Source organism: Aminipila butyrica, from assembly GCF_010669305.1.
Lineage (GTDB): Bacteria > Bacillota > Clostridia > Peptostreptococcales > Anaerovoracaceae > Aminipila > Aminipila butyrica.
Map to the genome: position 1 here is coordinate 525,483 of NZ_CP048649.1, position 19,119 is coordinate 544,601.

General features: G+C 46.0%; 36 protein-coding genes. All 36 read left to right on the top strand.

Annotated features, from left to right (window positions below; translation table 11 throughout):
* Positions 1-65: 65 nt before the first annotated feature.
* Complete coding sequence (locus Ami103574_RS02370; RefSeq protein WP_163065146.1) at positions 66-263, top strand: helix-turn-helix domain-containing protein; 198 nt, start codon at positions 66-68, stop codon at positions 261-263.
* A complete protein-coding gene (locus tag Ami103574_RS02375) occupies positions 260-433 on the top strand; it encodes a hypothetical protein (protein ID WP_163065147.1) in 174 nt (57 codons plus the stop codon). The genes Ami103574_RS02370 and Ami103574_RS02375 overlap by 4 nt, the downstream gene beginning before the upstream one ends.
* Before the next feature lie 45 nt (positions 434-478).
* The gene (locus tag Ami103574_RS02380; protein WP_163065148.1) at positions 479-676 is read left to right on the top strand and encodes a hypothetical protein; all 198 of its coding nucleotides are present in this window, start codon (positions 479-481) and stop codon (positions 674-676) included.
* A 301-nt stretch (positions 677-977) separates the two neighbouring features.
* The gene (locus tag Ami103574_RS02385) at positions 978-1,244 is read left to right on the top strand and encodes a stage V sporulation protein S (protein WP_163065149.1); all 267 of its coding nucleotides are present in this window, start codon (positions 978-980) and stop codon (positions 1,242-1,244) included.
* 33 nt (positions 1,245-1,277) lie between these two features.
* Entirely contained in the window at positions 1,278-2,066 is a 789-nt protein-coding gene (locus Ami103574_RS02390; protein WP_163065150.1) for a hypothetical protein, read from the top strand.
* Positions 2,008-2,871, top strand: coding sequence for an ATP-binding protein (locus Ami103574_RS02395; protein ID WP_163065151.1), 864 nt, complete (start codon positions 2,008-2,010; stop codon positions 2,869-2,871). Before Ami103574_RS02390 ends, Ami103574_RS02395 begins: the two co-directional genes overlap by 59 nt.
* 16 nt (positions 2,872-2,887) lie before the next feature.
* Positions 2,888-3,688 (top strand): polymer-forming cytoskeletal protein, encoded by an 801-nt coding sequence (locus Ami103574_RS02400; protein WP_163065152.1) that lies wholly within the window; start codon positions 2,888-2,890, stop codon positions 3,686-3,688.
* On the top strand, positions 3,689-4,273 hold the full coding sequence (locus Ami103574_RS02405; protein ID WP_163065153.1) for a cell wall hydrolase: 585 nt from the start codon (positions 3,689-3,691) through the stop codon (positions 4,271-4,273).
* Between the two features lie 11 nt (positions 4,274-4,284).
* Positions 4,285-4,533 (top strand): hypothetical protein, encoded by a 249-nt coding sequence (locus Ami103574_RS02410; protein WP_163065154.1) that lies wholly within the window; start codon positions 4,285-4,287, stop codon positions 4,531-4,533.
* A gap of 2 nt (positions 4,534-4,535) precedes the next feature.
* A complete protein-coding gene (locus Ami103574_RS02415; protein WP_163065155.1) occupies positions 4,536-4,799 on the top strand; it encodes a DNA gyrase in 264 nt (87 codons plus the stop codon).
* Positions 4,800-5,090: a hypothetical protein gene (locus Ami103574_RS02420; protein WP_163065156.1), complete on the top strand. Its 291-nt coding sequence runs from the start codon at positions 4,800-4,802 to the stop codon at positions 5,088-5,090. It begins immediately after the preceding gene.
* Complete coding sequence (locus tag Ami103574_RS02425) at positions 5,071-5,706, top strand: Sak single strand annealing protein (protein WP_163065157.1); 636 nt, start codon at positions 5,071-5,073, stop codon at positions 5,704-5,706. The genes Ami103574_RS02420 and Ami103574_RS02425 overlap by 20 nt, the downstream gene beginning before the upstream one ends.
* Complete coding sequence (locus Ami103574_RS02430; protein ID WP_163065158.1) at positions 5,703-6,248, top strand: PDDEXK family nuclease; 546 nt, start codon at positions 5,703-5,705, stop codon at positions 6,246-6,248. The genes Ami103574_RS02425 and Ami103574_RS02430 overlap by 4 nt, the downstream gene beginning before the upstream one ends.
* A gap of 153 nt (positions 6,249-6,401) precedes the next feature.
* Positions 6,402-6,680 carry a hypothetical protein gene (locus Ami103574_RS02435; RefSeq protein ID WP_163065159.1) on the top strand — a complete coding sequence of 93 codons (279 nt, stop codon included), beginning with the start codon at positions 6,402-6,404 and terminating at the stop codon, positions 6,678-6,680.
* A gap of 14 nt (positions 6,681-6,694) precedes the next feature.
* The gene (locus tag Ami103574_RS02440) at positions 6,695-7,237 is read left to right on the top strand and encodes a hypothetical protein (protein WP_163065160.1); all 543 of its coding nucleotides are present in this window, start codon (positions 6,695-6,697) and stop codon (positions 7,235-7,237) included.
* A 2-nt stretch (positions 7,238-7,239) separates the two neighbouring features.
* Complete coding sequence (locus Ami103574_RS02445) at positions 7,240-7,413, top strand: hypothetical protein (RefSeq protein WP_163065161.1); 174 nt, start codon at positions 7,240-7,242, stop codon at positions 7,411-7,413.
* 13 nt (positions 7,414-7,426) lie between these two features.
* Complete coding sequence (locus Ami103574_RS02450) at positions 7,427-7,816, top strand: beta-sandwich lipoprotein (RefSeq protein ID WP_163065162.1); 390 nt, start codon at positions 7,427-7,429, stop codon at positions 7,814-7,816.
* A gap of 10 nt (positions 7,817-7,826) precedes the next feature.
* A complete protein-coding gene (locus Ami103574_RS02455) occupies positions 7,827-8,111 on the top strand; it encodes a nucleoside triphosphate pyrophosphohydrolase family protein (RefSeq protein WP_163065163.1) in 285 nt (94 codons plus the stop codon).
* Positions 8,108-8,512 carry a single-stranded DNA-binding protein gene (locus Ami103574_RS02460; protein WP_163065164.1) on the top strand — a complete coding sequence of 135 codons (405 nt, stop codon included), beginning with the start codon at positions 8,108-8,110 and terminating at the stop codon, positions 8,510-8,512. The genes Ami103574_RS02455 and Ami103574_RS02460 overlap by 4 nt, the downstream gene beginning before the upstream one ends.
* A 12-nt stretch (positions 8,513-8,524) precedes the next feature.
* A complete protein-coding gene (locus tag Ami103574_RS02465) occupies positions 8,525-9,136 on the top strand; it encodes a hypothetical protein (RefSeq protein ID WP_163065165.1) in 612 nt (203 codons plus the stop codon).
* Positions 9,137-9,139: 3 nt separating this feature from the next.
* On the top strand, positions 9,140-9,433 hold the full coding sequence (locus Ami103574_RS02470) for a hypothetical protein (RefSeq protein ID WP_163065166.1): 294 nt from the start codon (positions 9,140-9,142) through the stop codon (positions 9,431-9,433).
* Positions 9,430-9,594 (top strand): hypothetical protein, encoded by a 165-nt coding sequence (locus Ami103574_RS02475; protein WP_163065167.1) that lies wholly within the window; start codon positions 9,430-9,432, stop codon positions 9,592-9,594. Before Ami103574_RS02470 ends, Ami103574_RS02475 begins: the two co-directional genes overlap by 4 nt.
* A 131-nt stretch (positions 9,595-9,725) precedes the next feature.
* Positions 9,726-10,046, top strand: a complete 321-nt coding sequence (locus Ami103574_RS02480) for a hypothetical protein (protein ID WP_163065168.1) — start codon at positions 9,726-9,728, stop codon at positions 10,044-10,046.
* On the top strand, positions 10,043-10,360 hold the full coding sequence (locus Ami103574_RS02485; RefSeq protein ID WP_163065169.1) for a DUF6378 domain-containing protein: 318 nt from the start codon (positions 10,043-10,045) through the stop codon (positions 10,358-10,360). The genes Ami103574_RS02480 and Ami103574_RS02485 overlap by 4 nt, the downstream gene beginning before the upstream one ends.
* On the top strand, positions 10,353-10,709 hold the full coding sequence (locus tag Ami103574_RS02490) for a hypothetical protein (protein ID WP_163065170.1): 357 nt from the start codon (positions 10,353-10,355) through the stop codon (positions 10,707-10,709). The genes Ami103574_RS02485 and Ami103574_RS02490 overlap by 8 nt, the downstream gene beginning before the upstream one ends.
* Positions 10,710-10,913: 204 nt before the next feature.
* On the top strand, positions 10,914-11,567 hold the full coding sequence (locus Ami103574_RS02495; protein WP_163065171.1) for a DUF3560 domain-containing protein: 654 nt from the start codon (positions 10,914-10,916) through the stop codon (positions 11,565-11,567).
* Complete coding sequence (locus Ami103574_RS02500; RefSeq protein ID WP_163065172.1) at positions 11,557-11,784, top strand: hypothetical protein; 228 nt, start codon at positions 11,557-11,559, stop codon at positions 11,782-11,784. Before Ami103574_RS02495 ends, Ami103574_RS02500 begins: the two co-directional genes overlap by 11 nt.
* Entirely contained in the window at positions 11,785-12,036 is a 252-nt protein-coding gene (locus tag Ami103574_RS02505; RefSeq protein ID WP_163065173.1) for a DNA gyrase inhibitor YacG, read from the top strand.
* Positions 12,036-12,461 carry a DUF1492 domain-containing protein gene (locus Ami103574_RS02510; RefSeq protein WP_163065174.1) on the top strand — a complete coding sequence of 142 codons (426 nt, stop codon included), beginning with the start codon at positions 12,036-12,038 and terminating at the stop codon, positions 12,459-12,461. Before Ami103574_RS02505 ends, Ami103574_RS02510 begins: the two co-directional genes overlap by 1 nt.
* A gap of 160 nt (positions 12,462-12,621) precedes the next feature.
* A complete protein-coding gene (locus Ami103574_RS02515; protein ID WP_163065175.1) occupies positions 12,622-13,335 on the top strand; it encodes a terminase small subunit in 714 nt (237 codons plus the stop codon).
* Entirely contained in the window at positions 13,325-14,680 is a 1,356-nt protein-coding gene (locus tag Ami103574_RS02520) for a terminase large subunit domain-containing protein (protein ID WP_163065176.1), read from the top strand. The genes Ami103574_RS02515 and Ami103574_RS02520 overlap by 11 nt, the downstream gene beginning before the upstream one ends.
* Complete coding sequence (locus Ami103574_RS02525) at positions 14,646-16,100, top strand: phage portal protein (protein WP_163065177.1); 1,455 nt, start codon at positions 14,646-14,648, stop codon at positions 16,098-16,100. The genes Ami103574_RS02520 and Ami103574_RS02525 overlap by 35 nt, the downstream gene beginning before the upstream one ends.
* Positions 16,097-16,267 carry a hypothetical protein gene (locus Ami103574_RS15645; RefSeq protein WP_207710519.1) on the top strand — a complete coding sequence of 57 codons (171 nt, stop codon included), beginning with the start codon at positions 16,097-16,099 and terminating at the stop codon, positions 16,265-16,267. The genes Ami103574_RS02525 and Ami103574_RS15645 overlap by 4 nt, the downstream gene beginning before the upstream one ends.
* A 1-nt stretch (position 16,268) precedes the next feature.
* Positions 16,269-17,384 (top strand): phage minor capsid protein, encoded by a 1,116-nt coding sequence (locus Ami103574_RS02530; protein WP_163065178.1) that lies wholly within the window; start codon positions 16,269-16,271, stop codon positions 17,382-17,384.
* Between the two features lie 254 nt (positions 17,385-17,638).
* Positions 17,639-18,217, top strand: coding sequence for a phage scaffolding protein (locus Ami103574_RS02535; protein ID WP_163065179.1), 579 nt, complete (start codon positions 17,639-17,641; stop codon positions 18,215-18,217).
* Between the two features lie 17 nt (positions 18,218-18,234).
* Positions 18,235-19,116, top strand: a complete 882-nt coding sequence (locus Ami103574_RS02540) for a hypothetical protein (protein WP_163065180.1) — start codon at positions 18,235-18,237, stop codon at positions 19,114-19,116.
* Positions 19,117-19,119 lie beyond the last annotated feature (3 nt).

Below are 19,119 nucleotides of genomic sequence, written 5' to 3' on the forward strand. Positions count from 1 at the left end.
CAACAAAACTAATATATCACATTTCCGAAGTAACTTCAAGAACTTTTATGAGAGGAGGTGTTTTTTTGTATCAAAAATTTGAAACTTTAATAAGCGAAAGAGGAGTAACGCCATACCGAATATCTCAAGACACGAAAATCCCACAGACTACATTTAGTGATTGGAAAAGCGGTAGAAGCAAACCAAAAGCTGATAAGTTACTAGTTCTAGCTAAATACTTTGACGTTCCAATAGAATACTTTTTAGAAGGAGATACACCATGATAGAAATAATTTCGCTGGAGCAGATTATGGTAGATTATGCACTCACTAGACGGCAGGCCACGAAGTATTTGAATAAAAAAGGCTGTCCAGTTCTGCCTAGATTCAAAAATCAACCTTACAAGGTTGTACGACACAAATGGGAGGAATGGTTAGAATCTCAACGGAGATAAGTCACTTGTATTGGACAAGCAGTATATAGAAAGGAGGAAAAAGAGTTGACTAAATTTGAAGTATTAAAGTCAATTACAGATGTTAAAGAGTTTTCGTCAGTGGTATTTGAGCTTTCAAAAGATAAGCAGACACCGCAAGAGATTGAAAACCTACTTACGGAAGAAATAACAGAAAAGGAGCTACAGATGTTGAAATCTATAGCTCAAACAGACTACCCATTATCTTTAGATGGTAAACAATAGTGGCAACCGTTAGGGGCCGCGTTGCTCGAAAATATGGACTGTATTAGAGCATTTTCATAACTCGTACAGTTCAGCACGTGTTCGGGCTTGATCTCATTAATTTGGCAATTTACATTTTCGTTATCAAGGTCATGTATTTCGCCAGTATTCTTATTCAACACGAAACGGCCACCGTTATACGGTGCATTGTATCGTCGCATAATATATCTCCTTTCAAAGTATTTCAGAATAGCGGTTCTGATAAGGAGATTATACAACAAAAAGTAAAATTTTGCCAATTTAAAAAGAAAGGAAGTAGATTATGAAAACAGAAATTTTAAAAGTATCAGCAACTTCTAGCCCTAACGCAGTAGCGGGGTCAATAGCAGCAGTCATCCAAGAGGGCAAGAATGCAGAAGTACAAGCTATCGGCGCAGGGGCTGTTAATCAAGCCATTAAGGCTGTAGCAATCGCTAGAGGGTACGTAGCGCCAGTAGGGTTTGATTTGGTGTGTGTGCCGGGATTTAAGGCTCTGGAGATTGAAGGAAAAGAGAAGACGGCCATATCGCTGTATGTAGGCAGACGGTAGCTCAAACCATTTAGAAAGGGGGCTCGCACATGAATGGATAAAGGATATTTCAAGGTGTACCGCAAGGTGTTTAACAATCCTATCTGGAGCATAAAACCTTACTCGAAAGGACAGGCCCTGATAGAGCTTATAGGCACCGCAAATTATAGGCCGCAAACGATTATTTTAGGTAATGAGGAAGTGGAAATAAAGCGGGGTCAACTACATACATCAGAGGTCAAATTGGCTGAAAAATGGGGCTGGAGCAGGAAGAAAGTTCGGACGTACCTTGAGCAGTTGGAAAGGCTCAAAATGGTTACAACGGTAGGCACAACAAAAGGTACAACGATAACCATTGAAAATTACGAGCTTTACCAGGGTGAGGGCACAGCGGACGACACAGCAGACGGAACATTGCAGGAACATCAAAAGAACATCAAAAGAACATCAAAGGATACACGAACAATAAAGATAAAGAAAGAGAAGAAGGATAAGAAGGATAAGAATATAAAGAAAGATATAGCACCCTACCCCCTAGCCGAGTTTGGATTTTCCTCTAGTGTTGAATCGAAAATTGAAGAGTGGGTTGCATACAAGCTAGAGAAGAAAGACACGTATACCGTTATTGGGTTTAAAAAGCTTATGACAATAGTTCAGAACAATATAAGCCAGTACGGGGAAAATCGTGTTTTAGCACTAATCGACGAGTGCATGGCTAATAACTGGAAAGGGGTTATATGGGAAAAGCTCAGGAAGGAAGGCGGTACTGAGAAAGCAAAAAACAATGCTAGAGACGAAAGCGAAGGGGGTGAGTACGATTACAACAAGTTCTTTGAAAATTGATGCTGCTATAGGAGCAGACGGAGCATGCAAGTTCTGTGGGCAGCACACACAGCCTCACGAACTATCAAGATTCCTTCTAGCAAAAGGCCGAATACAGTCGGCTCTGTATAAGCGGTGCGACTGTAAAAAGGCAGTAGCCTTTTACGAAGCACTCGACTATCAGCAAAGAGAAGCTCAGGCCGTAAAAGAACAAGAGGAACTAGAGAAGATACAACTAGAAGGTCGAAGGGCTCGAATAGCCGGATATGAAAAGCAGCTAGGGCGCAGATTCACCGGGCGGACGTTCCAGAACTTTGATAGAGCTGGCAACGAAAAAGCGTTTGATATCTGTCTGGAATACGCTAAGAACTTCAAAAACAACAAAGGCGAGGGGCTTCTGTTCCTAGGTTCAGTAGGGACAGGAAAAACACACCTCGCTGCTGCAATAAGCAACTTGATTATAGCACAACATGTTATCCCTGTAAAGTTTGTAAATATCACACTGCTACTGGCAGAGGTGAAGGACACATACGAAGAGGGCAAAGATAAATCAGAAAAGGAGATTATCCGGCAGCTGTCGGAGGTTGAGCTACTTGTTATTGATGACCTTGGCAAAGAAAAGCCAACGGAGTGGAGCAATAGCGTAGTCTACAGTATCGTGAATAACCGGTACGAGAACTACAGGCCGCTGATCATAACCACAAATTGTTCAGTAGATGAACTAAGAGAGCGATTGGGGGAAGCGACGGCTTCACGGATAATTGAAACATGCAAAGGCATCAGGCTAGATGGACCAGACCGCCGGATGGAAAAGTTGAGAAAATGAAAGGATGGATAAATCGATGAAAAAATATAGTTTTACAGGAGTAACAAAGGTTGTTTTCGGAATCACTCTGCACCAGATAAGAGCAGAGGTTAGCTTTGGAGCAGTCATTAAAGGAGAAATCGGAGGTTTTGTAGAGAAAGAAGAAAACCTTAACCATGATGGCGATGCGTGGGTCTCTGGCGATGCGCGGGTCTATGGCGATGCGCGGGTCTATGGCGATGCGTGGGTCTCTGGCAATGCGAGGGTCTCTGGCAATGCGTGGGTCTCTGGCGATGCGAGGGTCTCTGGCGATGCGTGGGTCTCTGGCAATGCGAGGGTCTCTGGCAATGCGTGGGTCTCTGGCGATGCGCGGGTCTATGGCGATGCGTGGGTCTCTGGCGATGCGTGGGTCTCTGGCGATGCGCGGGTCTCTGGCGATGCGTGGGTCTCTGGCGATGCGCGGGTCTATGGCGATGCGCGGGTCTATGGCGATGCGCGGGTCTATGGCGATGCGTGGGTCTCTGGCGATGCGTGGGTCTCTGGCGATGCGCGGGTCTATGGCGATGCGCGGGTCTCTGGCAATGCGAGGGTCTCTGGCGATGCGAGCCTTATGTGGATATCTAAAATCGGCAGCCGAAACGGCACAACCACTTTCTTCCATTCCAAGCTTGGGATTGAAGTTTCCTGCGGTTGCTTTCTAGGCACGATAGAGCGATTTACAGATAAGGTTGAGCAGACACATGGAGACAACGCACACGGCAAGGCGTACCGACTTGCGATTGAGATTGCCAAGCTGCGCATAGATACCAACGAGGAAATCCCGGAAGTGGAGGCGTAGATGGATAGAAGAACAAAGAGGCTCATATGCCTACTGTGCGCGCTCATGCTGGTACAGCCAGTGTACTACATAGGCATAGCATACCAGCTATGCAAGGTCAAGCTGATTCAAGAGGACACGCTAAACACGCTGGTGGACGTGGAACATCAAATTGACGATTTAAGCTTGCAAAATAGTCACGTGGATAACTTGCTTGATGAAGCCAATAAAAACGTGTCGCAAGGCTCTGAGAAGACGGCAAAGCTGTCACAAAGCGACAGAGAGCACATACAGCGGGTTTGCATGGCGGAGGCCGGAGCGGATATTACGGGATTGATGGCGGTGGCACAGACTATCCATAACCGGGCAGCTCTGTGGAACATGGACCCCATAGAGGTTGTCACCCAGGATGGGCAGTATGCTCCACCAAGAGAAGGAGAGATTTACCCGGAGGCTGTACAAGCCGTGTGGGCGGTCTTTGATGAAGGGATGAGAGCGTTTGACGGTGACAATGTAACCCACTTCTACAGCGGAGAGGCTGAACCGTACTGGACAGATGGTAAGGAGTATGTGGGAAGCCGTGGAGGGAACCGGTTTTATCGGTGAAAGGAGAACCCATGAAACAGAAAGCAATTAAGGAGCTGCGGAAACTGATAGATTTAAGCCTTGAAATCGGCGAGAAAACAAACCACCATGTAAGCTTTCATCTCAGCAAGTCAAAAAACGTAGAGTTGTTTGACATATCAGTTTACAAGGACAGTGAGATAACAAGTCTATCGGTGGATAGTGTAGCAGTAGCAGAGAGCCTGACCCTTAGAAATCTTAGTGAGTGCCGGCAGAGGTTGTTGAAGTACAAGGAGTGGTGAGTATGAATGGCATCACACTTGAAACCCGTCAGGAAAGCTACATCAAGACTGAGACAGGGGAACGAAGACGACTAATCTCATCGGTGATGGACAAGCCTATGACGGCTAGACAGATAGCTTATAGGCTAGGGTTTAAGGATTTAAACGCCGTGAAACCCCGCTTGTCGGAGATGATGCGGGACGGCACGGTTGAGACTGTAGGTAAAGCTTATGATGAAGCCACAGAGCGGAGCGTGGCGGTGTATAGGAGGGCGGGTGTCGATTAGATGCACTACTGCAATGATTGCGGACATTTTGGAGCTGCCGTTTACAGCAAAGAGACTTACACCAATGTATGTACAGGCTGTGGCAGCGAGGATATAGAACCAGCCGGAGAGTGCCGGATATGTGGGTTGCCCGTAAAGAGCAGCGAGGACTACTGCGAGGATTGCCTAACGATGGGCGGACGGTACGTGCTGGAGCTGGCGGTAGAGATGGAAACGACAACGGACAAGGCCAGGGATTTGCTTCTGGCGGTGATGGAAAAGGAGGATGGAAGTGGCGTTAAAAAATTATAAAGAAATGCGTGCCGTAGATGTTTCTAAGCATGTCGAACAGCGAGACAAGATGGACTACATAAACTGGGCGCAAATCGTTGAGCTATTACACGAAAACGGAGCAGAGACCGTGTATTTCGAACCACTAATAAATGAAAAGGGTTCAAGCCTGTTCATGACAGACCAAGTGTTTACAGACAAGAACGGGGTTACAAACAGGTGTTACGAAGTTGGAGTAAAGGTTGTAGTTGATGATAATATCTGGGAGTTCAGAGGGCCTTTAATGAACGGCTCAAATCCAGTAAAAGACAACTCCATATCTCAGCAAAGAATCTGGAACTGTCAGACCCGTCTCTTTGTAAAGTGCGTAGCGATACACACAGGGCTTGGGTTTAATCTCTGGCTGAAAGAAGAACAGGATGCAGAAAAATCTGATAAGTGGGACGACATAAACAATCATAGTCTAGCGGCCATCAGGGAACGTATTGAGAGACTTGTGACGGTAAAGATGGATGGTGGTTTCTCCGCAGAGGAAATCGCTGTAAAGGCCGGACTGAAAGATGCCGACGAGATGCGGGAGTATATCAGAATGTTTAAACGAATCCATGATTTTGAAACCAAGCTGAGGGCGTTATGATTGCGGATAAATCCAGAGCATTTTGGATTGGAGCTAGTGACACAAGCTATGCTATAGGCAACCGCAGCACAGCTAGCTTTAAAAAGTGGTGGCTAGAAAAATTGGGGCTTAGGCAGAACGACATATCAACCAAGGCTATGAAGTGCGGGAATGCCTTTGAGCATAAAATCCTGGAGTGTATCGGCTGCCGGAAAGACCATCAAATTCTTGTACCAGAGCTGCACTTAAGGGTTAATTATGACGGCGACAAGGACGGTACGATATACGAGGTTAAAACGCATAAAGCGGACAAGCCTTTTAAGGTCTCGAAAGCATATTGGAGACAGGCCCAGGTGGAAATGTATGCAATGGGCACTAAAAGCCTTTATATCGTGTCCTATGCCCTCACAGAGCAGGAGTATTTAAACTACTTTACACCGATTGAGCCAGACAGGATTGAGTACCACAAAGTGGAGTATGACGATGAGTTTATTTTGAACGAGTATCTGCCAAAGCTGAGGGAATTGTGCGGATATTTAGAAAGGGGAGAGATGCCAAGATGAGCACACAAAACCCGGTTGACTTGCTGGAAACAGCACAAAACCATATAAACGGCATGAGCCTTAGCGAGTTAGGAATGACAGCCAAAGAAAAGCACACCATCTTACAGGATATCAGTAAGATAAGGCGGCTAATAAAGAGGAGGGGGAGGCAAAATGAAGAGCATAATGCAATCCGAAAAATGCTGCTACATAACAGGGAACACGATAGGCCTTGAAGAACACCATATTTTTGGAGGGTCAAACCGAAAATACTCTGAAAAATACGGCTTGAAAGTGTGGCTGAGGCACGATTGGCATAATGAACCTCCTTATGGAGTGCATCACAACAAAGATTTCATGCAACAGTTGCACGAAGTAGGGCAGAAAGCCTTTGAGGAACGATGGGGCAGCAGAGAAGAGTTCAGAAGCATATTCGGAAAAAGCTACCTGTAAAAAAGGAGGTTGGCATGCAAGTAAAGTCCATAGATGCCCGCCTCACCCTGGGAGGGGACTATGAGGTAATACTCACAGTCCCCCGGGGAGAACGGGAAAACGTGAAAATCCTCCTGGAAGAGTTTAAGGCTAAAGCTGAAAAGGTCTGGGAGGCGGTCATAGGCGTAAAGAAAAGGCGGCGCTCCTTGGATGCCAACGCTTACATGTGGGTTCTGTGCGATAAGATTGCCGAGAAGCTGCGGACGACAAAGGAAGGGGTGTACAGAGAAGCTATTAAGCAAGTAGGAGTGTTTGACACTCTGCTCCTCCAAGATAAAGCCGTTGAAAGCTTCGTGAGCATGTGGAACCGTCAAGGGGTTGGCAACTATGCCGAAGTGTTATATCAGAGCCATGCGGTGGAAGGCTGCACTACTGTCAGAGCATATCACGGCAGCCACTTATATGATACAGGACAGATGACAAGGCTTATAGACCACATAGTAGAAGAGGCTCAGGGGCAAGGGGTTGAGACTAAAACGCCTGATGAGCTGGAAAGGCTGAAAAGCCTATGGAGGTAGCTATGGACAATAAACAAGCCTTTGCTGGCTACATAACCAGACGACAAGCGGAGCACCGAAAAGAGCAGATTATGAAGCAGAAACGGATTGAAAACCAACTGGACAGTTTTGCTCTTGAGGGTAGAGAAAAGGCGAGAAGAAACCACTATAACAAAGGCCGCAGGGCGGTGAATTAAACGGAGGGAAAAGATGAAAAAAGTATTCTTAATTATTACGTGTATGCTTGTCCTGTTACTTGCAGGGTGCGTAACAGAGGCGGAAAGGGTTTCTTATAACCTGTCGCAAGAAGCAGATAACTTTAATTCTGTTCGTCAGCTTACTGTGATTAATTGCATCGGCGGCGATGTTCTATTCCAAATGACCGGGAAGATGTCCATAACTGCAGATACGGCAGACAACCAACTTGAAGTAATCGTAGAGGACGAGAACGGCAAATATCAAAAACATTTTATTGGGTTAAGTGACAACGTTACATATGTGGTTGAGGACACCGGAATCAATAATGTAAGTAAATACAAGTATACGCTTAACTATAACCCGAAGATGTGGATTCCGATAGACATAGAGACGATTGATTAGGGGAGGGAATATGAAAGAACAACTAGAAAAGATTGCTGACCACTACGGCAAGGATGCACAGGCGGTACAGTGCGTTGAAGAATTGAACGAGCTTGCTGCTGCCATACTCAAATATCGCAAGCGAAGGTTTAGCGAAGAGTTTGACCACGTAATCGAAGAGATTGCAGATGTTGAAATTATGCTGGAGCAAATCAAATACCTGTACGGCATAGGAAGCGATTTTATTGACGAGATAAAGCAAGAGAAGATTGACAGGCAGCTTGCCAGAATCGAAAGAGAGGAGAAGACAGCATGAATGTAACAGTGCTTATTGGCCGTCTCACACGAGACCCAGAGGTGAGATATACACCAAACAGCCAGATGGCCGTGGCTACTTTCACTTTAGCCATTGACCGACCCACAGGGAAGGACAAGGAGAAGCAAACGGACTTTCCGCGGATAACCGTATTCGGTAAGCAGGCTGAAAACTGTGAGCGGTTTTTAGCAAAAGGCCGGCTTGTGGGCATCCAGGGAAGAATCCAAACTGGAAGCTACAAAAATAAAGAAGGTGTGACGGTGTACACGACGGACGTTGTAGCGAACAACGTGCAATTCCTTGAATGGGGAGAAAAAAGAGAGGCAGACAACGGATTTGCGGGTGATACAGGCATACCGGAAGGGTTTAGTTCGGTGGACGATGATATGATTCCCTTTTAAAGGAGGTAGGCTATGGGATATACACATGGAAAAAGGTGGAATAAGGAATTAATAGTATCCGGAATAATGGAAATCAAAAAGTATTACGGGCTGGATAGGATGCCAACCCGTAAGGAAATCGAAAATTTCTGCATGGACACAGCCCTAACCAATAAAATTTCAAAAACTGGAGGTTTCGCTCAATATGCAAAAGAATTAGGTCTAGAAATTAAAGAGAGCGAAAGCAAGTTGGGAATATATTTTGAAAATTATGTACTTAAACTGCTCCAAAGGCGCGGATATGATGTTGAGCTCACGACAATTAGATACCCATACGATTTACTTGTTAATGGCAGGGTAAAAATTGATGTTAAAGTGAGCAGGAGCATAGTTAACAAGGCTGGAGAATATTACACATTTAACTTAGAAAAGAAACAACAGACCTGCGATGTTTACATAGCTGTATGCATTAACAACAGCAAGGAGGTCCAAAAAGTATATGTGATTCCGGCAAATGTTATGAAGGGAAAAACCCAATTAAGCATAGGCTTAAATAACAGTAAATACGACTGTTATTTAAACAAATACCGCATCATACGGACGCTGGATACTGCTATGAGACAATTAGAATTGGAGTTGGGATGAGCTATGAAAAATGATACAACGAGAATGATCGGGAGTGCCTATAAAAAAGGGCACTCTGACGGATACAGCAAAGGCACAGATGACGGAATCACGCTTTTTCTGGTACTGGCCTACTCTTCTCTGGTTGACGAGTTCAAATTTGACACGGACAAGCTGGACAGGTTGAGAGAGCGTATGGACAGATACGCCATGCACCTGGCGGATGAAAGCATAGTCTTTCAAGACCTAAAGGATTCCCTACTAAAGCAAGGTGTTGACTTATCAGTGATGGGAGAGATAAAGGAGCTGAGCGTATGAAAATAGAGTGTTGTGAGTGCAAGTATGGCAGACCCAAGCCGAACATGAAATTCCGCTGCATAGTAGACGGCTGGGAACATCAAAGAGAGGTTAGTGCTACGGACACATGCGAAAGGAGTGAGGACAACGAAATACTGCAAGGACTGCAAACCTCCGACTAAGTGCAAAAGTTTTGGAGATTTCGATATGTATGGCAACCAATTCTACTGGTGCAGAAAAGCCAAAATGTACGTGACTGATGAACACCTGGCTGAAAATTGCTTGCACCCACATAGACCAAAGGAGAAAAATTATGGGCAAAATGAGCAGGGATAAAGGCAAGAGGGGAGAACGCGAGCTGGCGAATAAGCTAAAAGAACACGGCTTTAATGCCAAGCGGGGCCAGCAATACTGCGGAGCCAATGGCGATGCCGATGTTATAGGACTGCCGGACATACATATAGAGGTCAAGAGGACGGAAAGGCTTAATCTGTATGAGGCACTGGCACAAGCTAAGGCGGACAAAAGGGCGGGCGAAATGCCAATAGTCGCCCATCGCAAAAACAACTGTGAATGGGTGATTATACAGCCCCTAGAGGACTGGATAGAGATGTACAAGGAGGGCGTGAAGTGACAAACAAAAGAGCCGAGTGCCTAGACAAGGCGAAGGAGTGCGTATGCCAGAGCCGGGAAAGTGACCACGGCTCCCCGGAGGACAGTTTCAAAACGATCGCTAGCCTTTGGACTGGATATCTGGATAAGACGGTCACGCCAACGGACGTGTGCATGATGATGGCGCTGCTAAAGGTAGCCAGGGTAAAGACTGGACACGGGAAAGATGACAGCTTTATAGACCTAGCTGGGTACGCCGCATGTGGCATGGAAGTAAACCGGCGGGCGGACAGGCTGGAGCAGATACAGGAGATAGCGGAGGTAAGCTATGAATGATACAGAAGCGATACAAAGGATAAAAGAGTTTGGACTACACCATGCAATACAAGACTTGCCACACTCTAGCCGTACAGTGGAGGCCTTTGAAATAGCCATCCAAGCCCTACAGGAGAAAGCAGCCCGGGAGAACCCACGGCCCCTTACGCTGGAGCAGCTGAAAGAGCGGATAGGCAAACCCGTATGGATAACAGATAGACATGGTAAAGGCGGTATATGGGCCATCGTTGTGTCACAGGAGGAACACCAGCTTGTTAAAAGCGCATACGGCACTGTGCGGTACTTTAGCGATTATGGCTTGCACTGGCTGGCATACGACCATGAACCAAAGGAGGCTGCCAATGTTTGAAACAAGTGGATGCCCGTACTGCTCAGCCGGGTATGGGAACGAACGCGAGCTGCTGAATAATGGCAATGGCACCATACTAGTGTACATCAGACAAACCAGTATGGTGATGAGGATCGCAAATCTGACTGGCGAGACTTCGGTATCTAGCCAGCATGTAAAGTTCTGCCCGATGTGTGGGCGAGAACTGGGGAAGGAGGAACGCAAGTGAACAAATTTAAAAAATATTGCCCTAACGTGTGGGTGGCAGAATGTGACGAAGAATACGAAAAAGGTAAAACCATTGAGCTTGAGACGAAATACGGCAAAACGGTTGAGTGCGAAGTTTACAACCTAATCGCACAAAAAGACGGTAAGTTTTACTACTCTATCGTCAGGCTTGAAGACCAGACATATGCACAGCGTAAAGCAGAGCGGTACAGCAATTCTGCTGCTAATCATATAGCTAAAAGCGAACATTATTGCGAGGCCGCACAAGAGGGTGGGGAGTTTTTATCTCTAGGTGAGCCTATAAAAGTAGGGCACCACAGCGAGAAGAGACACAGGGCCTTAATTGAAAGGAACTGGGCCCGCATGGGGAAAAGCGTAGAGTGCGAGGAAAAAGCAAAAGCAGCAGAGGCAAAAGCGGAGTATTGGGAAAGCAAGGCAAGCGAAATAACTCTTGCTATGCCAGAGAGCATCGAGTGCTTCTCGGAAGAGCTCGAAAAGGCAGTCACTTATCATAAAGGATTAAAAGATGGTTCGATAGAGAGGAAACATTCTTATTCCTTGGCCTATGCAAGCAAAGAGGTCAAAGAACTAAAGAAAAAGGTTGAAATTGCAAAGCTACTATGGGGAGAGGAGGCCACCGATGATAGATAAGATAATAGAGAGGCTGGAAGCAGAGCTCATCCTAACAGTAGAAAATGAGTACGATGACGGAAGAAATGGCGGCATATGTGAAACAATCACCATAGTCAAGGAGGCAGCAGCAGAGGGCGGATGTAAGCATTGTGAGGGAAACGTACGGACAGGGTGTATTTGCTATTGCCCTATGTGTGGGAAAAAGTTGGCTGAGCCATACAAGGAGCGTGACTAGATGCTAAAGATATGCCCTATATGCAACCAGGAGTTTGAGGGCCACGGGAACAGAAAATTTTGCTCGGAGACCTGCAAGGACACAGACGAACTGCTCAACAGGACCAAACCAGAGCCAGAGATACTCTTTGAGGAAAGGCCGAGGCGCGAATCGGAACTTGATGCAAAGAACGCAAAAGCCCGAAGCAAGGGCCTTACATACGGACAGATGGAAGCCATGAAGTATGCTAGTGAGCATAGAGTGGAGGTATGATGACCAATCAAGAAAAAATTGAATACCTAAAAAGATACGGCGTTTGTCTGAAAGAAGTTGAGCGGCTGCAAGATGAAAAAGAGCGCTTAAAGTCTATCAGGGATAAAGTAACACCGACATACTCCGATATGCCAAAAGGTGGGGGAAGTGATAAGACTGATATTTCCGCGGCTATTATCGACTTAGACTTAGAAATCGACGACCAGATAGTAAAGTGGATTGCGCTTGGTGAAGAAGTCAGACAAGCCATAGAAGGGGTGGACGACTATAATCTAAGGCTGCTGCTAAAGTACAGGTACATAAGCATGATGACTTTTGAGCAGGTGGCAGTTACCATGAATTACAGCTGGAGGTGGGTGCACAAGCTACATGCTCAGGCATTAAGTAAAGTGGACATATTAGTTCATACTGATAGTGTGCTATAGTATATATGTAAGAGATTGCAAGTAAGAGCATTCCTCCTTTCATCATACCCGCTGGGAAACTGGCGGGTTATTCATTTCAACTATAAAGAAATACTTAGATAGTTGAACTACTCGAAAAATTAGAGCAGTTGGCTATCATTGAATAAAAGAGGGCGATTATATGTCAGTAGGTGAAAATATTAAAAAGGCAAGAAAAGCACGAGGGTTAACACAAAAGGAGCTTGGTACATTGCTTGAAACAAGCCAGCAAATGATAGCACAGTACGAGAACGGGGATCGTAATCCTAAATTAGAAACTTTGCGCAAAATTGCCCAGGCACTAGACACAAACCCTTTCCAACTACGCCGTATGGCTAAGGAAGACTTAACAGATAAACAAAGACGATTTGCAGATGAATACCTTATAGACCCTAATGCTACAAGAGCGTATAAAGCGGCTTACCCGGATGTAAAGAAAGACGAAACGGCAAAAGCAGCAGCGAGCAGGCTGTTAACCAATGTTAACGTAAAGGAATACATCGACGAACAGCTCGCAAAAATCCAAGGTGATAAGATAGCGGATGCAACAGAGGTCATGGAATACCTGACATCAGTAATGAGACGTGAACATAAGGAGAACATCGTTGTTACCATAAAAGAAGAGCAATCAAAATATGTGCCAGACGAAAACGGCACCATGAGAAAACAGACGGTCAAAACGGAAGTTCCGAAGACAGTAGAGATTCCGGCAAGGCTGGCAGATGCAAACAAGGCAGCTGAACTGCTGGGAAAAAGATACAGGCTGTTTACAGATAACCTTGATATTAGTGTCGAAACCTCTGAGAAATTAGACGACATCATAAGTCAGACTGGCGGTGAGGGGATTGAAGAATAGTTTCCCACTATCGCAGAAATACATAGACTTTATAAACACCGTGGATAATGTGGATGCTGACTTTCTGGAAGGGACCACCGCATCAGGCAAGACTACCGTTGGCGCAGGGGTTAAGTTCATGCGTATGGTTTCCCGCAGCAAGAAGAAACTGCACATTATAGCATCCAAGACCACAGGTACAGCGGAGAAAAACATCTTGCAGCAGGATAACGGGATACTTGATATCCACCGGGGCAAGGCGAAGTACTACGGCAACGGGGATAAAGACTATAAGATACCGCACCTTAAGTTTGAGGGTAAAGTCATATTCATCCTGGGGTACGACAACAAAGACAAGTGGGAGCTGGTCTTGGGGTCGCAGTACGGTTGCGTGTACATGGATGAAATCAACACAGCCAATATCGACTTTGTTCGTGAAATGTCCACCCGTAACGACTACCTGCTGGCTACGCTTAACCCGGACGATCCGAGTTTACCGGTATATAAAGAGTTTATAAACCGCTCACGCCCATATAAAAAGTATGAGGGTGATGTGCCGGACGAAATCATGCAAGAGTTGATAGAGGAACCAGTACCCAAATGGCGGTATTGGTTTTTTACGTTTAGGGATAATTTGAGCCTCACGGAAGAAGCGATAAAAAAGAAGATACAGTCCGCACCGCCAGGCACTAAGCTTTACAAGAACAAGATACAGGGGCTTAGAGGGCGTGCGACAGGACTTATATTCAACCTACGCAAAGAGAATATCATCACGCACAAGCAAGCCTCAGACCTTAAATTTAAGCTTTATTCGTGTGGTGTGGATACTTCATACTCCCGCAACTCTGACGACACTTTTTCGCTGGTTTTTGGGGGCGTGACAATAGACAAAAAGTGGGTGACACTGGCGGAAGAGGTATACAACAACAAGGACAGAGCCATACCACTGACACCGTCAGATATTCCACCGCTGCTAATCAAGTTCTTAGAGAAGTGCAGAGCCGATTTCGGATTCGGGAAAAACGTGTTTATAGACAGCGCGGATTCAGGGACCATACTAGAATGCCAGAAGTATAAAAGAGCGCATGGCAGCCCTTATGTGTTCCAAGGCGCATGGAAAAAGACCGTCAACATAGACCGTATCAATCTGCAAGGCGGCTGGATGGCTCACGATGACTTCTTAATCGTTGAGGACTGCAAGGAGTGCATAAGAGAGCTAAATTTATATAGCTGGAAAGACGACAAGGACGAGCCGGAAGACAGAAACGACCACACAGTGAACGCCACACAGTACGCATGGTTGCCATTCAAAGATAAAATAGGAGGGGTTAATGGAGATAACAAAAGTAATCGAGTGGATAAATAAAGAAAAGCAATGCAACATATCTGCTGACTATTACAAGAATATAGACAAGTGGAAACAATGGTGGATGGGAGATTGCAAAGAGTTCCACGAGTTTAAGACGATTGAGAATGATAAAGTTGTAGCAAGAAAGCTTTTTACGTTAGGCATGGCGAAAAAGGCGAGCGAAGACTGGGCCTCCATCCTGCTCAACGAAAAAACAGAGATTGCCGTACAAGACCCCGAAAACGCGGATTTCATCGACAGCGTGCTCGAAGAGAACGGTTTTTGGAAGCTTGGGAATGAGCTTGTAGAAAAGGCGTTTTATAGTGGAACAGGGGCATTTGTAGTAAAGATAAAAGATATGGAGCAGTCGGGCGAAGCAATTAAGAAAAGCCCTGGCGCAAAGGTACACATCGACTATCTCCCGGCAGGCAACATCGTACCGCTTACGGTTCGCAACGGTCAAATCGTAGAGGCGGCCTTTGCATCTGAGGTGTTCGACAAGGGCCAAACATATATCTACTTGGAGATGCACGAGCTAGTCCTGGGTAAGTATGAGATAACCAACAAGTACTTTGAAACCACAAACGGGCAACTTAAGCTTACGGCCTTGCCGCATGGTGTGCTGAATGTGGTCAAAACAGGTTCAGACATACCACTTTTCACTATCTTTAGTCCGAACATAGTAAACAACATCCCAAAATCAAACGGGCTTGGTGCAAGTGTTTACGCCAACGCCATAGACAACTTGCAAGGCGTAGACCTTGCTTTCAACAACCTATGCAGAGATTTCAAGCTCGGAGGCAAGAAGGTATTTTATTCTGAAAGTCTTATACTGACTAACGAAGAAGGAAAGAAGATTACCCCGGACGATGTGATGCAACAGTTATTCACCTACACCGGAGACGGACCTATGACGGAGAACGGGCAGAACACTCTCATAACGGAGTACAACCCCGACCTCAGAGTACAGGACAATAAGGACGGCATACAGGCACAACTTGACTACTTATCATTCAAGGTAGGGTTTGGCACAAAGCACTACCAGTTCAACGGGGGACAAATCGTAACCGCCACACAGTACACCGGTGATAAGCAGGAACTTGTACAAAACGCGTCTAAGCACTACATAGCCATAGAGAGGGCGTTAAAAACACTTGTACGGGCCATTTTGTGGGTTGGCAAGGAAGTAATGGGGAAGCCAGTAAACCCCGATTCAGAGGTTACCGTGCAGTTTGAGGATAGCTATATCATAGATAAAGAATCTGAACGCTTACGGGACTTGCAGGAAATCAGAGATGGGCTCATGCAGAAGTGGGAGTATCGTGTCAAGTGGTACGGAGAAGACGAGAAAACAGCCAAGCAGATGATAGGGGCTGACCTGTCGGATGCAGCCCTGATGGGTTTCACTTCACCGAACGAAACAGGGGGGGCAAAGTGAGCGAGACAACAAAATCATTAAACGGAGCGCAGACACAGAGCTTAATTGCTATCATGGCACAGTTCTCCTCGAAGGCTATCACCGAAGGGCAGGCGGTTAACTTAATCAGCACAGCTATTGGGATTAGCAAGGAGGAGGCAGCAAAGATACTGCAAGGGGTGATATAAGATGCTTAAACCGAGATACTTAGAGCAGTTACCAGACAATCTCCTGGAGATTTATTCTCAGGCAGAGCGAGATATCATTGTTGACATGGTTCGTAGGATAACTACCTACGATTTTTTTATACCCTCAGCAGAATACCAGCTCAAGAAGCTTCAGGACATGGGGCTACTCCATAACGAGATTATACGGTTGCTTTCAAAGTCAAGCGGGATAGCTGAAAAGGAAATAAAACGGCTTATGAAAGAGGCTGGGGCAACTGCACTAAAGACAGACGATAGTATCTATCGAAAAGCAGGACTTGACCCCACACCTCTTGACGCTAACCCTGCCTTACAAGCGGTCATGGCATCCGGGATAAAAAAGACCGGCGGGCTCTTTAAGAACCTTACCAACACGACAGCCAACACGGCTACAAAACAGTTCGAGCGGGCTTTAGACAGGGCTTATATGCAGATAACAAGCGGAGCCTTTGATTATAATAGTGCTATTCGAATGGTAATTAAAGACCTATGCAGTAAGGGCGTTGCGGTTATAGAATATCCGTCTGGCCATGTTGATTACATGGAGGTGGCAGTCAGAAGAGCAACAGTCACAGGGGTTAACCAGACTGCCGCTAAGTTGCAAGATACACGAGCCGATGAAATGGGCAGCGATCTAGTAGAGACAACCGCCCACGCTGGAGCAAGGCCAGAGCATACCGCTTGGCAAGGAAAGATATTCAGCCGCGGTGGTAAACACTCGAAATATCCCGACTTTGTCACCTCTACTGGTTACGGCACTGGCACGGGTCTTTGCGGGTGGAACTGCCGGCACAACTTCTTTCCGTATTTTAAAGGGATTTCTAAACCGGCTTATAGTAAAGCTGGCCTTAAGGACATGGACGCTAAGAAGTATACTTATAACAGCCAGGAACTCACCGAGTACGAAGCCACACAGAAGCAACGCACAATCGAGAGAGCAATCCGCAAGTGGAAACGGGAAGAAGTAGCAATGAAAGCCGCAGACCAGCCCACAGATGAAGCTACATCGAAGGTTAGACAGTGGCAGGGGGTGCAGAGAGACTTTATAAATCAAACAGGCTTAAAGCGGCAATATGACCGCGAACAGGTCGGGAAGTAGTGGGGTGGATGTTTGGTAGAGGCATATGTTGCATATAAGATCATATCTTCCATTGTCCTGATAGGAGCCGCCATATTAACCATTCTGGTATATGGAGTAATTGGTATCTTCAGGAGGTGATCGCCATCTCGCCCTGAACACGGCGTTAAAAGGTTCCTTTTTTATAGTCAAAATTCGCCTACCTGCGGGCGTAATAAGGCAGGACGGCACGGGACGCAACCCCGTAAAAAGCGTAGTCGAGAAAGGAAGTATACATGAAACGCGAAGATTTAAAAGCTATAGGTCTGACAGATGAGCAGGTCGATAAGATAATGGCTGAGAATGGCAAAGATGTTGAGAAGCACAAAACCGAGGCCGAGACTGCGAAAACGGTGTTGAGCCAGACAAAGACACAGCTTGACGAAGCTAATAGCAAGATTGAGGAGTTTAAGGGGCTAGACGTTGACGGAATCAAAGCGGCAGCGGAGAAGTACAAGACGGATTTTGAAAAGGCTCAGGCTGATCACAAAATTGAGCTTGATAGAATTGCCTATACCTCTGCGAGTGAGAAGTTCATCGACAGCCTAAAGCCGAAGGACGGCCTTTCAAGAAACGCAATCTTGGCGGAGTTTGCGAAAAAGGAATTTAAACTTGATGGTGACAATTTCCAAGGGGCTAGTGAGTGGGCCGAGACTTTCAAGAAAGACAACGCTGCGCACTTCTCAGATGGGAATGACGGAAGTTCAACATCTGTATCGTCTGGTAGAGAGCATGGGGATTCATTATCAGGAAGCATTGACAAGTTTGTTTCTGCTGCCATGTCGGGAGCAGGTCTATCAACAGAAAGTAAATAAGAAAAGGAGAATTTTAAATGGCAAATAGTATTGAGTACGCAAAACGATTTATGCCCGTTATCGACGGGATTTACAAGGCTGCTGCCGTAACAGAAGGGATGGATGCAGCCACAAGATTAGACTTCACAGGTGTGAATGAGGTTAAGGTGCTAAAGGTTAGCACGACAGGGCTAGGCGATTACAGCCGCGCCAATGGGTACCCAAAGGGTGACGTAACCGCAGCATGGGAAACCATGACATTGACCGAGGAAAGAGGAAAAGAATTGTCTGTTGACCGAATGGACGATGAGGAAACCTTGGGAATGGTGTTCGGAACGGTTACTGGTAACTTTATGCGTGAGCATGTGGTTCCTGAGTTGGATGCTTACAGATTCGCAAAGTATGCAAGCAAGTCCGGCATCTCCACAACAACAGGGGCAGTTCTGACAAAAGAGACTGTGATTGCGGCGATTGATGAAGCCGTAAGAAAGATGAATGCCGACGAGGTTCCTTTGGAGGGCAGACGGCTTTATATCAACTCTGACTTGCAACCAGTACTCAACAGTGCCTTAAATCGGCAGTGGGGAAGCGACGGCAGTGTAAACACTGTGCTTGCGGGATATAACAACATGCCTATCACATGGGTTCCGCCTACACGCTTCTACACAGCGATCACTCTAAACGACGGTTCCTCAAACTGGGGATACGCAAAAGCATCTGGCGCAGCAGATATCAACTTCATGGTTGTTTATCCGCAGGCCATCTTACAGGTGACAAAGTTTGCTCTGCCTAAGATTTTTAGCCCGGACGAGAACCAGGAAAAGGATGCTTGGAAGTTCCAGTTCAGGCTTTACCATGATGCCTTTATCTATGACAACAAAGTTAAGGGGATCTATCTGCACAAGAAGCCTACGGCGTAGGAG

Excerpts from the sequence above, each read along its gene's own strand:
- Ami103574_RS02505 (WP_163065173.1), top strand. The coding sequence starts at position 11,785 with ATGCTAAAGATATGCCCTATATGCAACCAGGAGTTTGAGGGCCACGGG.
- Ami103574_RS02385 (WP_163065149.1), top strand. The coding sequence starts at position 978 with ATGAAAACAGAAATTTTAAAAGTATCAGCAACTTCTAGCCCTAACGCA.
- Ami103574_RS02415 (WP_163065155.1), top strand. The coding sequence starts at position 4,536 with ATGAATGGCATCACACTTGAAACCCGTCAGGAAAGCTACATCAAGACT.
- Ami103574_RS02530 (WP_163065178.1), top strand. The coding sequence starts at position 16,269 with ATGCTTAAACCGAGATACTTAGAGCAGTTACCAGACAATCTCCTGGAG.
- Ami103574_RS02470 (WP_163065166.1), top strand. The coding sequence starts at position 9,140 with ATGAAAAATGATACAACGAGAATGATCGGGAGTGCCTATAAAAAAGGG.
- Ami103574_RS02475 (WP_163065167.1), top strand. The coding sequence starts at position 9,430 with ATGAAAATAGAGTGTTGTGAGTGCAAGTATGGCAGACCCAAGCCGAAC.
- Ami103574_RS02430 (WP_163065158.1), top strand. The coding sequence starts at position 5,703 with ATGATTGCGGATAAATCCAGAGCATTTTGGATTGGAGCTAGTGACACA.
- Ami103574_RS02390 (WP_163065150.1), top strand. The coding sequence starts at position 1,278 with ATGGATAAAGGATATTTCAAGGTGTACCGCAAGGTGTTTAACAATCCT.
- Ami103574_RS02435 (WP_163065159.1), top strand. The coding sequence starts at position 6,402 with ATGAAGAGCATAATGCAATCCGAAAAATGCTGCTACATAACAGGGAAC.
- Ami103574_RS02395 (WP_163065151.1), top strand. The coding sequence starts at position 2,008 with ATGCTAGAGACGAAAGCGAAGGGGGTGAGTACGATTACAACAAGTTCT.
- Ami103574_RS02445 (WP_163065161.1), top strand. The coding sequence starts at position 7,240 with ATGGACAATAAACAAGCCTTTGCTGGCTACATAACCAGACGACAAGCG.
- Ami103574_RS02540 (WP_163065180.1), top strand. The coding sequence starts at position 18,235 with ATGGCAAATAGTATTGAGTACGCAAAACGATTTATGCCCGTTATCGAC.
- Ami103574_RS02410 (WP_163065154.1), top strand. The coding sequence starts at position 4,285 with ATGAAACAGAAAGCAATTAAGGAGCTGCGGAAACTGATAGATTTAAGC.
- Ami103574_RS02490 (WP_163065170.1), top strand. The coding sequence starts at position 10,353 with ATGAATGATACAGAAGCGATACAAAGGATAAAAGAGTTTGGACTACAC.
- Ami103574_RS02465 (WP_163065165.1), top strand. The coding sequence starts at position 8,525 with ATGGGATATACACATGGAAAAAGGTGGAATAAGGAATTAATAGTATCC.
- Ami103574_RS02405 (WP_163065153.1), top strand. The coding sequence starts at position 3,689 with ATGGATAGAAGAACAAAGAGGCTCATATGCCTACTGTGCGCGCTCATG.
- Ami103574_RS02400 (WP_163065152.1), top strand. The coding sequence starts at position 2,888 with ATGAAAAAATATAGTTTTACAGGAGTAACAAAGGTTGTTTTCGGAATC.
- Ami103574_RS02480 (WP_163065168.1), top strand. The coding sequence starts at position 9,726 with ATGGGCAAAATGAGCAGGGATAAAGGCAAGAGGGGAGAACGCGAGCTG.
- Ami103574_RS02420 (WP_163065156.1), top strand. The coding sequence starts at position 4,800 with ATGCACTACTGCAATGATTGCGGACATTTTGGAGCTGCCGTTTACAGC.
- Ami103574_RS02525 (WP_163065177.1), top strand. The coding sequence starts at position 14,646 with ATGGAGATAACAAAAGTAATCGAGTGGATAAATAAAGAAAAGCAATGC.
- Ami103574_RS02500 (WP_163065172.1), top strand. The coding sequence starts at position 11,557 with ATGATAGATAAGATAATAGAGAGGCTGGAAGCAGAGCTCATCCTAACA.
- Ami103574_RS02515 (WP_163065175.1), top strand. The coding sequence starts at position 12,622 with ATGTCAGTAGGTGAAAATATTAAAAAGGCAAGAAAAGCACGAGGGTTA.
- Ami103574_RS02455 (WP_163065163.1), top strand. The coding sequence starts at position 7,827 with ATGAAAGAACAACTAGAAAAGATTGCTGACCACTACGGCAAGGATGCA.
- Ami103574_RS02460 (WP_163065164.1), top strand. The coding sequence starts at position 8,108 with ATGAATGTAACAGTGCTTATTGGCCGTCTCACACGAGACCCAGAGGTG.
- Ami103574_RS02375 (WP_163065147.1), top strand. The coding sequence starts at position 260 with ATGATAGAAATAATTTCGCTGGAGCAGATTATGGTAGATTATGCACTC.
- Ami103574_RS02535 (WP_163065179.1), top strand. The coding sequence starts at position 17,639 with ATGAAACGCGAAGATTTAAAAGCTATAGGTCTGACAGATGAGCAGGTC.
- Ami103574_RS02450 (WP_163065162.1), top strand. The coding sequence starts at position 7,427 with ATGAAAAAAGTATTCTTAATTATTACGTGTATGCTTGTCCTGTTACTT.
- Ami103574_RS02510 (WP_163065174.1), top strand. The coding sequence starts at position 12,036 with ATGACCAATCAAGAAAAAATTGAATACCTAAAAAGATACGGCGTTTGT.
- Ami103574_RS02440 (WP_163065160.1), top strand. The coding sequence starts at position 6,695 with ATGCAAGTAAAGTCCATAGATGCCCGCCTCACCCTGGGAGGGGACTAT.